The sequence below is a fragment of the Streptomyces sp. I05A-00742 genome (assembly GCF_013055795.1).
In the GTDB taxonomy this organism is placed as follows: Bacteria; Actinomycetota; Actinomycetes; order Streptomycetales; family Streptomycetaceae; genus Streptomyces.
In genome coordinates this window covers 138,275-152,302 of sequence record NZ_JABETO010000016.1, presented here as the reverse complement: position 1 = coordinate 152,302, position 14,028 = coordinate 138,275, and the positions used below count along the sequence as shown (strand labels likewise).

General features: G+C 73.3%; 13 protein-coding genes. 12 read left to right on the top strand and 1 reads right to left on the bottom strand.

Going from position 1 to position 14,028, the window contains the following annotated elements; genetic code table 11:
* The 11 genes from HN013_RS17665 to moeZ all read left to right on the top strand — a co-directional run.
* Nucleotides 1–851, top strand: an 851-nt coding sequence (locus HN013_RS17665; RefSeq protein ID WP_171167230.1) for a DUF3152 domain-containing protein, incomplete at its 5' end; no start/stop codon positions are given.
* A 119-nt stretch (nucleotides 852–970) separates the two neighbouring features.
* Nucleotides 971–1,063 (top strand): Ms4533A family Cys-rich leader peptide, encoded by a 93-nt coding sequence (locus HN013_RS33945; protein WP_312018631.1) that lies wholly within the window; start codon nucleotides 971–973, stop codon nucleotides 1,061–1,063.
* Nucleotides 1,064–1,244: 181 nt separating this feature from the next.
* Complete coding sequence (locus HN013_RS17660) at nucleotides 1,245–2,969, top strand: ABC transporter substrate-binding protein (protein ID WP_171167229.1); 1,725 nt, start codon at nucleotides 1,245–1,247, stop codon at nucleotides 2,967–2,969.
* Entirely contained in the window at nucleotides 2,966–3,973 is a 1,008-nt protein-coding gene (locus HN013_RS17655; protein WP_171167227.1) for an ABC transporter permease, read from the top strand. Before HN013_RS17660 ends, HN013_RS17655 begins: the two co-directional genes overlap by 4 nt.
* Nucleotides 3,970–4,959, top strand: a complete 990-nt coding sequence (locus HN013_RS17650; protein WP_171167225.1) for an ABC transporter permease — start codon at nucleotides 3,970–3,972, stop codon at nucleotides 4,957–4,959. Before HN013_RS17655 ends, HN013_RS17650 begins: the two co-directional genes overlap by 4 nt.
* Nucleotides 4,956–6,626 (top strand): ABC transporter ATP-binding protein, encoded by a 1,671-nt coding sequence (locus HN013_RS17645; RefSeq protein ID WP_171167223.1) that lies wholly within the window; start codon nucleotides 4,956–4,958, stop codon nucleotides 6,624–6,626. Before HN013_RS17650 ends, HN013_RS17645 begins: the two co-directional genes overlap by 4 nt.
* Before the next feature lie 196 nt (nucleotides 6,627–6,822).
* Nucleotides 6,823–8,361 carry a DUF3492 domain-containing protein gene (locus HN013_RS17640; protein ID WP_171167220.1) on the top strand — a complete coding sequence of 513 codons (1,539 nt, stop codon included), beginning with the start codon at nucleotides 6,823–6,825 and terminating at the stop codon, nucleotides 8,359–8,361.
* Complete coding sequence (locus HN013_RS17635) at nucleotides 8,358–9,593, top strand: hypothetical protein (protein ID WP_212764455.1); 1,236 nt, start codon at nucleotides 8,358–8,360, stop codon at nucleotides 9,591–9,593. Before HN013_RS17640 ends, HN013_RS17635 begins: the two co-directional genes overlap by 4 nt.
* A 46-nt stretch (nucleotides 9,594–9,639) precedes the next feature.
* Nucleotides 9,640–10,554: an NAD(P)-dependent oxidoreductase gene (locus HN013_RS17630; RefSeq protein WP_171167219.1), complete on the top strand. Its 915-nt coding sequence runs from the start codon at nucleotides 9,640–9,642 to the stop codon at nucleotides 10,552–10,554.
* Entirely contained in the window at nucleotides 10,542–11,297 is a 756-nt protein-coding gene (locus HN013_RS17625) for a spherulation-specific family 4 protein (RefSeq protein ID WP_398980059.1), read from the top strand. Before HN013_RS17630 ends, HN013_RS17625 begins: the two co-directional genes overlap by 13 nt.
* Before the next feature lie 84 nt (nucleotides 11,298–11,381).
* Nucleotides 11,382–12,560, top strand: coding sequence for an adenylyltransferase/sulfurtransferase MoeZ (gene moeZ, locus HN013_RS17620; RefSeq protein WP_171167217.1), 1,179 nt, complete (start codon nucleotides 11,382–11,384; stop codon nucleotides 12,558–12,560).
* Between the two features lie 155 nt (nucleotides 12,561–12,715).
* Here the strand turns inward: moeZ and HN013_RS17615 are convergent, their stop codons facing one another.
* Complete coding sequence (locus HN013_RS17615; RefSeq protein ID WP_171167215.1) at nucleotides 12,716–13,252, bottom strand: hypothetical protein; 537 nt, start codon at nucleotides 13,250–13,252, stop codon at nucleotides 12,716–12,718.
* A 233-nt stretch (nucleotides 13,253–13,485) separates the two neighbouring features.
* Between HN013_RS17615 and HN013_RS17610 the strand changes: the two genes are divergently transcribed.
* The gene (locus HN013_RS17610) at nucleotides 13,486–14,028 is read left to right on the top strand and encodes a UTRA domain-containing protein (protein WP_171167213.1); all 543 of its coding nucleotides are present in this window, start codon (nucleotides 13,486–13,488) and stop codon (nucleotides 14,026–14,028) included.

The window sequence follows — 14,028 nt, the reverse complement described above, 5'->3', positions numbered from 1 at the left end:
GGGGCGGCGGGCGCGGGGACGCGTCGGGCGGCGGGGCGCACCGGGCGGCCGCGGGCAGCAAGGGCCGCGCGGTCACCGGGGTGGCCGCCGCGGTGGTGACCGCCGTGCTGGCCGTCTTCGTCGCCGGGCAGGTCGAGGACGGTACGGAGAGCAAGGCGCAGGCCCGGACCCAGGACGCGGACCAGCGGCACGGCGCGGGCGCCGCCTCGCGGTCGGACAGCCGGCCGACGCCGAACGGCGGGGCGGTGGCGCCGGTCACATACGAGCAGAAGATGGCGAAGAAGTACCCGCTGGACAAGGGAGCGCCGGCCTCGGGTGACTTCCTGACCATGGGCGGGCGCGACAAAGCCCCCGGAAAGGGTGAAGTTCTTCGTTACCGCGTTGACGTCGAGAAGGGTCTGCCGCTCGACGGCGAGCTCTTCGCCACCGCCGTCCACCGCACCCTCAACGACCCGCGCAGCTGGGGCCACGGCGGCTCCCGCACCTTCGAGCGGGTCTCCTCCGGCCGGGCCGACTTCATCGTGACCCTCGCCAGCCCCGCGACCACCGCGAAGTGGTGTGCCAAGTCGGATCTGGACACCACCGTGGACAACGTCTCCTGCGACTCGGCCGCCACCGACCGCGTGATGATCAACGCCTACCGGTGGGCGCAGGGCGCCGAGACCTACGGCGACCGGATGCACGCCTACCGGCAGATGCTCATCAACCACGAGGTGGGGCACAGACTCGGGCACAACCACGAGTCCTGCTCCAAGGCCGGTGCTCCGGCGCCCGTGATGATGCAGCAGACGAAGTTCCTCACGACGGACGGCGTGACCTGCAAGCCCAACGCGTGGCCCTTCCCCGGATGACCGCCGGCACCGCCGGAATCCCTGCCTCCCGGTGATCGTCGTCTCGCCCTGCGGGACGTTGCGTCTCCTGATGTGAGACAGCTTTGCCTGTGGCCGAAAATTCGTTCAGTGTTCTGCGCATGCCGCGCCACCACACCTCCGAGAACGCCGCCATCGAGCTGGCGCTGATCGGTGTGGCCGCGCACGCTGTCGCCGACATCCACTGTCGCTGAGACCGCCCCTTTCCCCCGCGCAACTCCGCGCCGCACCCAGCCGTGCCGCGCCCCGCCGGGGGCGGTTCCGCGCCATCCGTGCGCCTTTCTCCCGCCGCCTTCCGTGGGTGCTTCCCGCTCTGGGTCCTCTCCCCGTGGGTCCTTTCCCAGCCCCGCACTTCCGCGAAAGGCATGGCCTGTCATGCGTCAACTGCCCGTCAACCGCCGCCGCGTCGCCGTGGCCGCCCTCGCCATGGCCGTGATCACCGGGGCGGCCGCCTGCGGCCCCGAGAAGAAGGACGGGGACGGGGGCGGGAACGGAGCCGCCGGAGCGCCGGAGAAGGGAGGCACGCTCACGGTCCTCAACAGACAGCCGCAGAAACAGTTCGACCCCGCCCGGCTCTACACCTCCGGCGGCGGCAACGTCCCCTCCCTCGTCTTCCGCACCCTCACCACCCGCCACCGCGCGAACGGCGCCGAGGGCACCAAGGTCGTCCCCGACCTCGCGACCGACACCGGCACGCCGAGCGACGACGCCAAGGTGTGGACGTTCAAGCTGAAGGACGGGCTGAAGTACGAGGACGGGTCGCCGATCACCAGCGCGGACATCAAGTACGGCGTCGAGCGCTCGTTCGCCGCCGAACTCTCGGGCGGCGGACCCTACTTGCGCGACTGGCTGGTCGGCGGCGACAGCTACCGGGGTCCGTACAAGGAGAAGAAGGGCCTCGACTCCATCGAGACGCCGGACGCGAAGACGATCGTCTTCCACCTGCGCAAGTCCGAGGGCGACTTCCCGTACCTGGCGACGTCCACCCAGTTCGCGCCCGTCCCCAAGGCGAAGGACACCGGGACCAAGTACGCCGAACACCCGGTCTCCTCGGGCCCGTACAAGGTCGTCAAGAACACCAACGACGGCGAGCGGCTCCAGCTGGAGCGCAACCCGCACTGGTCGGAGGCGACCGACAAGGAGCGGCACGCCTACCCCGACGCCATCGACGTCAGGGCCGGCCTCTCCTCGGCGGTGATCAACCAGCGGCTGTCCACCGGCTCGGGCCCCGACGCCGCCGCGGTCACCACCGACACCAACCTCGGACCCGCCGAACTCGCCCAGGTCAGCAGCGACAAGAAGCTCGCCGACCGGGTCGGCACCGGCCACTTCGGCTACACCAACTACCTGGCGTTCAACCCGGAGGCCAAGCCCTTCGACGACCCCAAGGTCCGCCAGGCCGTCGCGTACGCCGTCAACCGCACCAGCGTCGTCAACGCGGCGGGCGGCTCCTCGCTCGCCGAGGCGGCCACCACCTTCCTGCCGAACCAGAAGTCGTTCGGGTTCACCCCGTACGACCACTTCCCGGCCGGTGCCGCCGGTGACCCGGAGAAGGCCAGGCAACTGCTGAAGGAGGCCGGTCACGAGGACGGCCTGGAGATCACGCTCACCCACTCCACCGCGCAGAACTTCGAGAGCAGCCCGGAGATCGCCACCGCGGTCCAGGAGGCGCTGGGCAAGGCCGGCATCAAGGTGAAGCTGGAGGGCCTGGAGGACAACGCGTATGACGACAAGGTCCACAGCGTCAAGAACCAGCCCGCGCTCTTCCTCGGCCACTGGGGAGCGGACTGGCCGTCCGGCGGCCCGTTCCTCGCCCCGGTCTTCGACGGGCGGCAGCTCGTGAAGGACGGCTACAACTTCAACTCCGGCCGCCTGGACGACAAGAAGATCAACGACGAGATCGACGCGATCAACAAGATCACCAACCATGACGAGGCGGCGAAGCGCTGGGGCGCCCTGGACCGGACGATCGGCGAACAGGCCGTGACCGTCCCGCTGTTCCACCCCGTCTACAAGCGCCTCTTCGGCAAGGACGTGAAGAACGTCGTCATCAGCGACTGGACCGGCGTCCTCGACATCTCCCAGGTCGCGGTCAAGTGACGGAGCTCCTCGCACCCACCGCGTCGTCCGGGGCGACCGCCCCGGGCGACGCGGCCCGTCCCGCCTCCGGCGCCCGGCAGGTCTGGCGGCGGCTGCGCGCCCGCAAATCGGCCGTCGCGGCCGGCGCCGTGCTCGGCCTGCTCGTCGTTCTCGCCGTCGCCGCACCGCTGTTCGCCGCGCTGGAGGGCCAGGACCCGCACGCCTACCACGACACCCTCGTCGACTCCGCGCGCGGCGGTGTGCCGCTCGGGCCGTTCGGCGGGATCAGCGCCGAGCACTGGCTCGGGGTCGAACCCGGTACCGGACGCGATCTGTTCGTACGACTTCTCTACGGCGCCCGCGTCTCGCTGGCCGTCGCCGTCGGGGCCACGCTGGTGCAGGTCGTCGTCGGCGTCGCCGTCGGACTGACGGCCGCCCTGGGCAACCGGCTCACCGACGGGTTCCTCGGCCACTTCACCGATGTGATGGTGGCGATGCCCATGCTGGTGTTCGCCATCGCCCTGACGGCCGTCGTCCCCGCGGACTTCCCCCGGCCCGTCCTGCTGATCATCGTCATCGGCCTGATCGCCTGGGGCTCCCTGGCCCGCGTCGTACGGGCCCAGGCGCTGGCCCTGAAGAAGCTCGACCACGTCTCCGCGGCCCGGCTGACCGGGAGTTCGTCCTGGCGCATCGCCCGGCGCGAACTGCTGCCCGCGCTCGCCGCCCCGGTGATCACCTACGCGGCGGTCCTGCTGCCGGGCAACATGATCCTGGAGGCGTCCATGTCCTTCCTCGGCGTCGGCGTCACCCCGCCGACCCCCTCCTGGGGACAGATGCTCTCCTCGGCGACCACCTGGTTCCGCTCCGACCCCCTCTATGTGATCCTCCCCGCGCTCATGCTCTTCATCACCACCTTCGCCTTCACCGTGCTGGGCGACGCCCTGCGCGTCGCGCTCGACCCGCGCGAGGCGTCCCGGCTGCGCGTCGGCCGGCGCCGGCGGGCCTCCCGGGGCGGTGCCGCGTGACCGCGTACGTCCTGCGCCGCGTCGTCGGCGTGCTCGTCGTCGTCCTCGCGCTGTCCGTCGTCGTCTACGCGACGTTCTACCTGGCGCCCGGCGACCCCGCCCGGATGGCCTGCGGCCCGCGCTGCGACCCCGAGCAGATCCGCCAGGTCCGGCAGCAACTCGGCCTGAACGACCCGGTGTACGTGCAGTACTGGCACTTTCTCCAGGGCATCGTGGCCGGGCACGACTACTCCACCGGCACCGGCGTGCTGCACTGCGACGCGCCCTGCTTCGGACTGTCGTACCAGAACGACCAGCAGGTCACCGACCTCATCACCCAGCGGCTGCCCGCCACCGCCTCGCTCGCCATCGGCGGCATGGTGCTGTGGGTGCTCGTCGGCGTCCTCACCGGGCTGCTGTCCGTCGTGCGGCGCGGGGGAGTCGTCGAACGCGTCCTCACCTGGGTCACGCTCGCCGGCACCGCGACGCCCGCCTTCATCACCGGGCTCGGGCTGCTGATGCTCTTCTGCGCCTACCTGGAGTGGCTGCCGTTCCCCTCCTACGTACCGCTGACGGACGATCCCGAGCAGTGGGCCTGGAACATGCTGCTGCCCTGGGTCGCCCTGGCGCTCCTGGAGTCCGCCAAATACGCGCGGATGACGCGCAGTTCGCTGCTGGAGACGCTGGCCGAGGACCACGTCCGCACCTTCCGCGCCTACGGCGTCGGCGAGCGGGCGATCATCGGGCGGCACGCGATGCGCGGCGCGGTGGCACCGCTCATCGCGATCACGGCCGCCGACCTCGGATCGATGTTCGGCAACGCGATGCTGACCGAGGCGATGTTCGGCCTGCCGGGCATCGGGCAGCTGCTCGTGCACGCCACGCAGACGATCGACCTGCCGGTCGTCGTCGGGGTGGTGATGGTCACCGGCGCCGCCGTCGCGATCGCCAATGTCGCGGCGGACCTTCTCTATGCCGTCGCCGACCGGAGGGTGGCCCTGCGATGACCTCTGTGACGACCTCTGCGGCGACTTCGGCGGCGACCGAACCGTTGGTGTCCGTGGACCGCCTGTCCGTCGAGTTCCCGGCGGAGAACGGGCCGGTGCACGCCGTGCGGGAGCTCTCCTTCACGCTCTCGCACGGGGGCGCGCTCGGCATCGTCGGCGAGTCCGGCAGCGGCAAGAGCACCGCCGCCTACGCCCTGCTCGGCCTGCATCACGGGACGGGCGCCCGGCTCGGCGGCTCGGTGCGGGTCGCAGGGCAGGACGTCGACGCGGCGGACGAGGCCGCGCTGCGGCGGCTGCGCGGCGGCACGGCCGCCATGGTCTTCCAGGACCCGCTCTCGTCCCTCGACCCCTACCAGGCCATCGGCGACCAGATCGCCGAGGTCCACCGCGTCCACCACCGCGACGCGTCCCGGCGGGCCGCGCGGGCCCGGGCCGTCGAGGTGCTCGACCGGGTGGGCATCCCGGACGCCGCGCGCCGCGCGCGCTCCCGGCCGCACGAGTTCAGCGGCGGCCAGCGGCAGCGCGCCCTCATCGCCATGGCCGTGGCCTGCGAGCCCCGGCTGCTGGTCGCCGACGAGCCCACCACCGCCCTCGACGTCACCGTCCAGGCGCAGATCCTCGCCCTGCTCCGGGAGCTGCGCGAGGAGACCGGCATGGGGCTGGTCCTCGTCACCCACGACCTGGGGGTGGCGTCCGGCAGCGTCGACGAGCTGCTGGTGATGAAGGACGGCCGCGCGGTCGAACACGGGCCGGTGCGCACCGTGCTGGACGCGCCGCGCGAGCCGTACACACGGGACCTGCTGGCCGCCGTACCGCGCGTGGCCGTGCGCCGCGCGCCGGCGCCCGTGAAGCGGCCGGACGACTCCGTGAAGCGGCCCGACGACTCCGTGCTGATCGAGGCCAAGGACCTGCGGCAGGAGTTCGGCCGCGGCAAGCGGTCCGTCACCGCCGTGGACGGCATCTCGCTGAGCGTCCGGGCGGGGGAGACCGTCGGCGTCGTCGGCGAGTCCGGCAGCGGCAAGACGACGCTCGGCCGGATGCTCGTCCGGCTGCTGGCGCCCACCTCGGGGGAGCTGCGCTACCGCGGACGGGACATCGGCACCCTGAAGGAGCGTGCGCTGCGGCCCTTCCGCAGCGAGCTCCAGATGGTCTTCCAGGACCCCGTCTCCTCCCTCAACCCCCGGCGCGGCATCGGCGAGTCCATCGCCGACCCGCTGCGGGCGGCGGGCCGGCTGGACGACGCGGCGATCGTCGCCCGGGTGCGGGACCTGCTCGAACGGGTGGGGCTCGACCCGGGCGCGTACCACCGCTACCCGCACGAGTTCAGCGGCGGCCAGCGGCAGCGGGTGGGCATCGCCCGGGCGCTGGCGCCGGAGCCGAAGCTGATCGTCTGCGACGAGCCGGTCTCGGCGCTGGACGTCACCACCCAGGCGCAGGTGGTCGCCCTGCTCGGCGAGCTGCAGCGGGAGCTGGGCATCGCGCTGGTCTTCATCGCCCACGACCTCGCCGTGGTGCGGCAGGTCAGCGACCGGCTGGTGGTGATGCGGCACGGGCGGATCGTGGAGGAGGGCCCGGCCGACGACGTCTACGAGCGGCCGGAGCACGCGTACACGCGCGGGCTGCTGGCGGCGGTGCCGCGGGTGGAGGCCGTTCCGACGGGCGTCTGAGGGATGGCTCCTGCGTGGCTCTTCGCCGCCGCGAAACGGCGGGACCGGGGCAAGCGCCTATAACGCACCCCAAAGGGGAAGGTCACGCCTGTTCACCCCTTCCGGTGGCGCGACGGACAACCGTCCGCCGCGCCACCCGCACACCCCCATAGCGTGCTCCCGGCTGCCGTACGACGGAGAGATCGGGGGTGCGCTCGTGCGCGTGGGACTGCTGACCGAGGGTGGTTACCCGTATGCCGCGGGTGAGGGCGGGGAGTGGTGCGACCGGCTCGTGCGCGGACTGCCCCGGCACGAGTTCGAGGTGTACGCGTTGAGCCGCAGCGCCCGGCAGGAGGACGGCGGTTGGTACGCGCTGCCGGGCAACGTCCGCCGGATCAGGGCCGCTCCGCTGTGGGGCGGACCGGCGCCCGGCGGGGCCGGGCGCGCCCACGGCGCGTACGGCCGGCGCGAACGGCAGCGGTTCGCCGGGCACTTCGGGGACCTGGCCGCGGCGATCACGGCACCGGGCGATCAGGCGTACCGTTTCGCCGAAGGGCTCTACGGCCTCGCCGGTCTCGCCCGGGACGAGGGCGGGCTCGTCGCCGCGCTCCGCTCGGAGCTCGCCCTGCGCGCCCTGGAGTCGGCGTGCCGTGCGCCCGGCGCGCACCCCGGCGCACACGGCGCCCGCGTCGCCGACCTCCTCGTCGTCTCCGGGCTCCTGGAACGGGCCCTTCGGCCCCTCTCCCTCGACTGGTACGGCGCCCCCGACGGCGACCTCGGCCTCGCCGGCGTGGACCTGTGCCACGCCGCCTCCGCCGGGCCGGCCGCCCTCCCCGGGCTGCTCGCCCAGCGCTTCTTCGGCACCCCGCTGCTGGTCACCGAGTACGGCGTCCGGCTGCGCGAGCACTACCTCGCGGGACCGGCGGGCCTCTCGGTGCCCGTCCGCACCCTCCTGTCCTCCTTCCACCGGCTGCTGGCCGCCGAGACCTACGCCCGCGCCTCGCTGATCACCCCCGGCGACGCCCGGGTACGGCGCTGGCAGGAGCGCTGCGGCGCCGACCGCGCCCGGCTGCGCACCGTCCCGCCGGGCGTGGACGCGAGTCTGTACGAGGCCGTCGGCGAGGCGGGCCCCGGCCCCGGCGGGGGGGCGCCCGTCGTGCTCCTCGCGGGCGGCCCTCCCGAACCCTGGCTCTGGGAGGCCCTCACCGTCCTCGGGCTGACCGAGCCGGACGCCCGGCTGAGGGTCACCGGGGTGCCGGAGGGGGGGCCGCTGCCGGACGGGGTCTCCCGGGTCGCCGCGTGCGGCCCCGAGGACTACGCGGCGGCGGACGTCATCGTCGTCGCCGCCCCCGACGACGGCTTCCCCGTCCCCCTCGCCGAGGCGATGTTCTGCGGCCGTGCCACGGTCGCGCCCGACACGGCGACCGTGCGCGAAGTCGTGGGCGGCACCGGGCTGGTGGTGCCCCCGCACAACCCGCACGCCCTCGCCGAGGCCTGCCTCGCGCTGCTCGGCGACCCGGCCCGCGCGGCGCGGCTCGGTGCCGCCGCCCGGGCCCGCGCGCTCGAACTCTTCACCGTGGAACAGAACATCGCCACCTTCAGCGGCATCTACCTCGAACTCCTCTCCCGCGCGCCCGCCCGGCACGACCACGCCGGCCCGTACGACGCCGCGGCCCCCCTCGCCGCGTCCGGCAGGGCCCGCGGCTTCTCCTGGTCCTCACGCCCCGCCTCGCCGTCCTGGGCCGGTCGCCGATGACGCCGCTGACACCGCTGACGCGGCCCGCGCCACCGGCCGAGGCGATCCCCTCCCCGGCCGTCGGCATATCCGCCGTCCCGGCCGCCCCCTTCGCCCCCGCCGCGGACCCCGTCCGCACGCTCCTGCTGCGTCATCACGCGCTCTGTGCCGACGCCGTCGACCCCCTGGAGCTCGCCGCGCGGCTGGAGGAGCGCGGCGTCACCGACCGGACCGCCACGGCCTGCCGGCACCGGAACGTCTTCTCCCTCGCGGAGGAACTGCACGCGCGCGCGGCGGGGGTCGAGGGCGGGGAGATTCTCGTCCGCAGGGGCGGTCGTACGGACGGGCTCTCCGGTCGTACGGGCGGGCGCGACGACAGCGTGGAAGGCCCGACCGCCGAGGCTGCCGAGGGCGCCGACGGGCACGGCCGGTGCGCCGCACGCCCCTGGCGGACCGGCCGGACCGGCCGATCGCTCGCCGGGGCGGCGGCCTGGCTCTGGCTGCTCGCCTACGGACTCGTCGGCGACCGGCTGCTGACCGCCCTCGCCCACGGCCGGCACGGCGTGGGCGTCCGGACCCTCGGCGCCGCCGCGGCGCCCACCGCGCTCGCGCTGGCCTGCGCCGTCGCGCCCGCCGCGTGGTGCGCCCACGGGTTCGCGGGGTACGCGCGGCGGCGGCTGGCCGACAGCCGTTCGCTCGCCGCGTTCCACGCCCGCACCCGGCGCGCCCTGCTGACGACGGTCGCGGCCTTCCTCGGCGTCCTGTTCCTGTCCGTGGGCATAGCGCGCTCCGCCCTGCCCGGGCTCGGACACCCCGCCTCGGTCCCCGCGCTCGCCGCCCTGGCCCTCGGCAGCCTGCTCTTCCTCGCCCGGCTCTGCGCCGCCCACGGCCTGACCCGGCCGGCCGGCGCGGCCCTCCTCGCCGCCTGTGCCGCCGAGGCGCTGCCGCTGGCCGCGCTGCTCGCCGCCCGGCTGCCCGGCTGCGCCGCCCTGGACTGGCCGGTCAGGGCGCTGCCGGTCACGCAGCTGCCGGGCACCCACGGGCCCTCCGTGATCGGCCTCGTCGCCTGCGCCGTCCCGGCGCTCGCCCTGTCCGTCCACGCCGTCACCGCCCTGTCCCACGCCGCCGTCCACGGCCGCGCCGCCGGTCCGGACGGGGCGTTCACACCCGTCCGTCCCGCCGCACCCGTCCCGCCCGACGCCCCGGCGGGACGGGCGCACCGCACATCCCTGTCAGAGGAGCGAGAAACATGACCGTTCACCCCACCGGCCCCACCGGGCGAGAGCGAGGAGGAGACCGATGAGGGTCCTGTTGCTCGGTGCCAACGGCTACCTCGGCCGCTTCGTGGCCGACCGGCTGCTCGCCGATCCCGCCGTCCAGCTCACCGCCCTCGGCCGGGGCGACGACGCCGACGTCCGCTTCGACCTGGCCACCGGCAGCCCCGGCGCGCTCACCCGGTTCCTCAACGCCGTCCACCCCGGCGTCGTCATCAACTGCGCGGGCGCCACCCGGGGCGGGGCCCGCGACCTGACCCGGCACAACACCGTGGCCGTGGCCACCGTCTGCGAATCGCTGCGCCGCAGCGGCTGCGGGGCGCGCCTCGTCCAGGTGGGCTGTTCCTCGGAGTACGGGCCCTCGCAGCCCGGCTCCTCCACCGCCGAGGACGCCGTGCCGCGGCCCGGCGGGCCGTACGGGGTCAGCAAACTCGCCGCCACCGAACTGGTGCTGGGCTCCGGCCTCGACGCCATCGTGCTCCGCGTCTTCTCGCCCGTCGGACCGGGCACCCCGGCGGGCTCCCCGCTGGGACGCCTCGCCGAGGCCATGCGGCGCGCCATGCAGAACGGCGACAACGAGCTCAAACTCACCGGCCTCGGCGTCCAGCGCGACTTCGTGGACGTCCGCGACATCGCGCGGGCCGTGCACGCCGCCTCCCTCTCCGCCGCCCAGGGCGCCGTCAACATCGGCACCGGCCGGGCGACCCGGCTGCGCGAGGCCGCCTCGCTGCTCGCCCGCGTGGCCGGCTTCGGCGGCGCCCTGCACGAGCTGGACGATCCCCACCTGGGCGCCACCCCCGCCTACCCGTACCCGGACGGCTGCGGCGCCTGGCAGCAGGCCGACGTGCGCACCGCCCGCGACCGGCTCGGCTGGCGGCCCCGGATCGGCCTGGAGGAGTCGCTGGCCGACATCTGGATGGAGGCCGCGTGTCGCATCTGATCTCGTCGGGCAACCGCCGCCCGCTCCCGGCCGCCAAGATCCCGCTCCGGCTCGGCGTGCCCGGGTTCGCCCACCCGCTCGTCGCCCCCGTGGAGTGGGGGCGGCTCTGCCGCGCGGACCTGCCGCTGGACTGGACGGTGCTCGGCAGCGCCTCCGGCGGCCCCGGCAGCCGCCCCGACCCGTACTGCACGGCCGCCGCGGCACCGCTGCGCGAGGCGGGCGTCCGCGTCCTCGGCCACCTGGACGCCGGCTTCGGCGCCCGGCCGTTCGGCGAACTCCTCTCCGACGCCCAGCGCTTCCTCAACTGGTACAAGGTCGACGGCTTCGCCGTGGCCCGCTGCCCGGCGGACACCGGCGCGCTCGCCGACGTCCGCCGGGTGACGGGCGCCCTGCGGACCCTCCTCGACCGGGCCCACATCGTGCTCGTGCACGGCAGCCATCCCGTCGCCGGGTACGCGGCCCTCGCCGACCAGCTGGTCACCTTCACCGGCCCGTGGAACCGCTACCGCTGGTCCCGTCCCGCCGACTGGACCGCCGACCATCCGCCCGGCCGGTTCTGCCACCTCGTGCACAGCGTCCCCCGCGCCCACCTGGAGGAGGCGCTCCTGATCACCCGCCGGCAGGGCGCCGGGACCGTCTATATGACCGACCGCACGGACCGCGACGGACTGGACCCCTGGGAGTCCATGCCCGGGTACTGGGACGAGTTCATCTCGAACATCGGACCTGGTGTCTCGGAATGAGCCGCGGCGTGGCAGTGTTACCGGGGAAGAACAGAACGCTGCCTCTAAGTTCCCCGCTCCCGTGGGGATGACCCTGGAGACCCCGTGTCGCTGCCACCCCTGGTCGAGCCGGCTTCCGAGCTCACCGTCGACGAGGTCCGTCGGTACTCGCGCCACCTGATCATCCCGGATGTCGGGATGGACGGGCAGAAGCGCCTGAAGAACGCCAAGGTGCTCTGCGTGGGCGCCGGCGGCCTCGGCTCGCCCGCCCTGATGTACCTGGCCGCCGCCGGTGTGGGCACGCTGGGCATCGTGGAGTTCGACGAGGTGGACGAGTCCAACCTCCAACGGCAGATCATCCACAGCCAGTCCGACATCGGCCGCTCGAAGGCGGAGTCCGCCCGGGACTCGGTGCTCGGCATCAACCCGTACGTGAACGTCGTCCTCCACCAGGAGCGCCTGGAGGCGGATAACGTCAAGGAGATCTTCTCCCAGTACGACCTGATCGTCGACGGCACCGACAACTTCGCCACCCGCTACCTGGTCAACGACGCCTGCGTGCTGCTGAACAAGCCGTACGTCTGGGGCTCGATCTACCGCTTCGACGGCCAGGCGTCCGTCTTCTGGAGCGAGCACGGCCCCTGCTACCGCTGCCTCTACCCCGAGCCCCCGCCGCCCGGCATGGTCCCCTCCTGCGCCGAGGGCGGCGTCCTCGGTGTGCTCTGCGCCTCCATCGGCTCCATCCAGGTCACCGAGGCCATCAAGCTCCTCGCCGGGGTCGGCGATCCGCTCGTCGGCCGGCTGATGATCTACGACGCCCTGGAGATGACCTACCGGCAGGTCAAGGTCCGCAAGGACCCCGACTGCGCCGTCTGCGGCGAGCACCCCACCGTCACCGAGCTCATCGACTACGAGGCCTTCTGCGGCGTCGTCTCGGAGGAGGCCCAGGAGGCCGCCGCCGGCTCCACGATCACTCCCAAGCAGCTCAAGGAGTGGATCGACGACGGCGAGAACATCGACATCATCGACGTCCGCGAGCCCAACGAGTACGAGATCGTCTCCATCCCCGGCGCCCGCCTCGTCCCCAAGAACGAGTTCCTCATGGGCGCCGCCCTCCAGGACCTCCCCCAGAACAAGCGGATCGTCCTGCACTGCAAGACAGGCGTCCGCTCCGCGGAAGTCCTCGCCGTCCTCAAGTCCGCCGGCTTCGCCGACGCGGTCCACGTCGGCGGCGGCGTCATCGGCTGGGTGAACCAGATCGAGCCCGACAAGCCGGTGTACTGACCCGGACGCGCTGCCGCTCCCCGGCTGGTGCCGGTGCCTTCCGACGAGCACTGGCCGGGGACCCTGCCGTCACCGCTGCGCTCCCCGCACGGCCCTCCGGGACCGTGTGGAGCGTCGGCGACGTGTCCGACGGGGCTGACGGTCAGGGGCGCTGACTACGCCCGGTCGCCGGTACCTCCTGACGGATCGTGAACCCGCGCTGGACCGGCCGGGTGGAGCGCTTCGGGTGCAGTGGTCCAGTAACGCCCGCCGGTGGTTGCCCGCAGCCAGGCCACACCTCCCACCGGGTCCAGCGCCACGATGATTCCGGTGCGTTCCGCGACGGTGTCATGAACCACCGCGCCTTGCGAAGGGCGCCAGGCGGCCGCCAGGAATGAGGCACGCTCCTCGACCCAGTTGAGGACGTCCGTGTAGTCCTCGTTTCCCTTGGTGGTGACCATCGGCAGGGCGTAGGTGAGGATTCCCCGGGCCAGTCCGGTGACCACGAACCGCTTCGCCTGCCGCCAACCCGGCCGTGGTTGCCGCGAGTCGGCGAGCGGCTCATCGGACAGCTCGGCCGACACGCGCCAGCCCTGGACGTCGGCGTGGCTGCGACAGGCGGCGAGCAATGGTTCCTTGCTGTGCCCAAAGGGGGCGGACACGTAGACGACCACGGTGGAACCGTTGGCGGCATGAGCGCTGTGCGTGCGCATGATCGGGTCTCTTTCGCTCGGTGTGCACTGCTTCACCACCGGGGTGCCCGCCATGTGGCGTGCCGGTGCGTGAGCAGGGGTGGGTGAGCCTGTTCCCCCGGCTCGTGCCGATGCGCGGGGGACGTCGAGTGGCGCCAACCTTAAGGCGAATCGCCTTAAGGTGGCAAGGTGGTGGATGGAGTGCGCCCGGGGGGCCGCGATAGCGTGGGGGCATCCAGGAGAGGGGTGAGCCGGTGCCGGACCAGCGGCGGGAGAGCGAGTCGGCGAGGTATCTGGTTCCGCGCGGGCCCGGGCGGCCGGATGCCTGGGCCGAGGAGGCCGCGGAGGGCAAGCGGCGCGGCGGGCAGCGCCTGTTGAAGGCCGGGCTGATCGCACCGCCTCCGACGGTTGCCCGTTCGCTGGGGCTGGCGGACGGTGAACAAGTGGTCGCGCGAAGCCGGCTCGTTCTGCTGGACGACGTGCCCGTCGAGATCGCGACTTCCTACTACCCGGCTCGCATCGCCGCGGGCACGGCACTTGCCGAGCCCAGGAAGATTCCTGGGGGCGCCGTCACTTACCTGGCCGAACGCGGCTACGTGGCCAGCGGAGTCGAGGAGGCCGTCGGCTCCCGTATGCCCATGGAGGACGAGCGTCGGCTCCTGGCGCTGGGTGAACGGGAGCCGGTGCTCATCCTGTCGCGGCTGGTCCTCGCTGCCGACGACGCCCCGGTGGAGTTCTGCGAAATGGTCATGAACGCCAAGGACAGGACAGTTCGCTACCGAATGCGGATCGGCTGA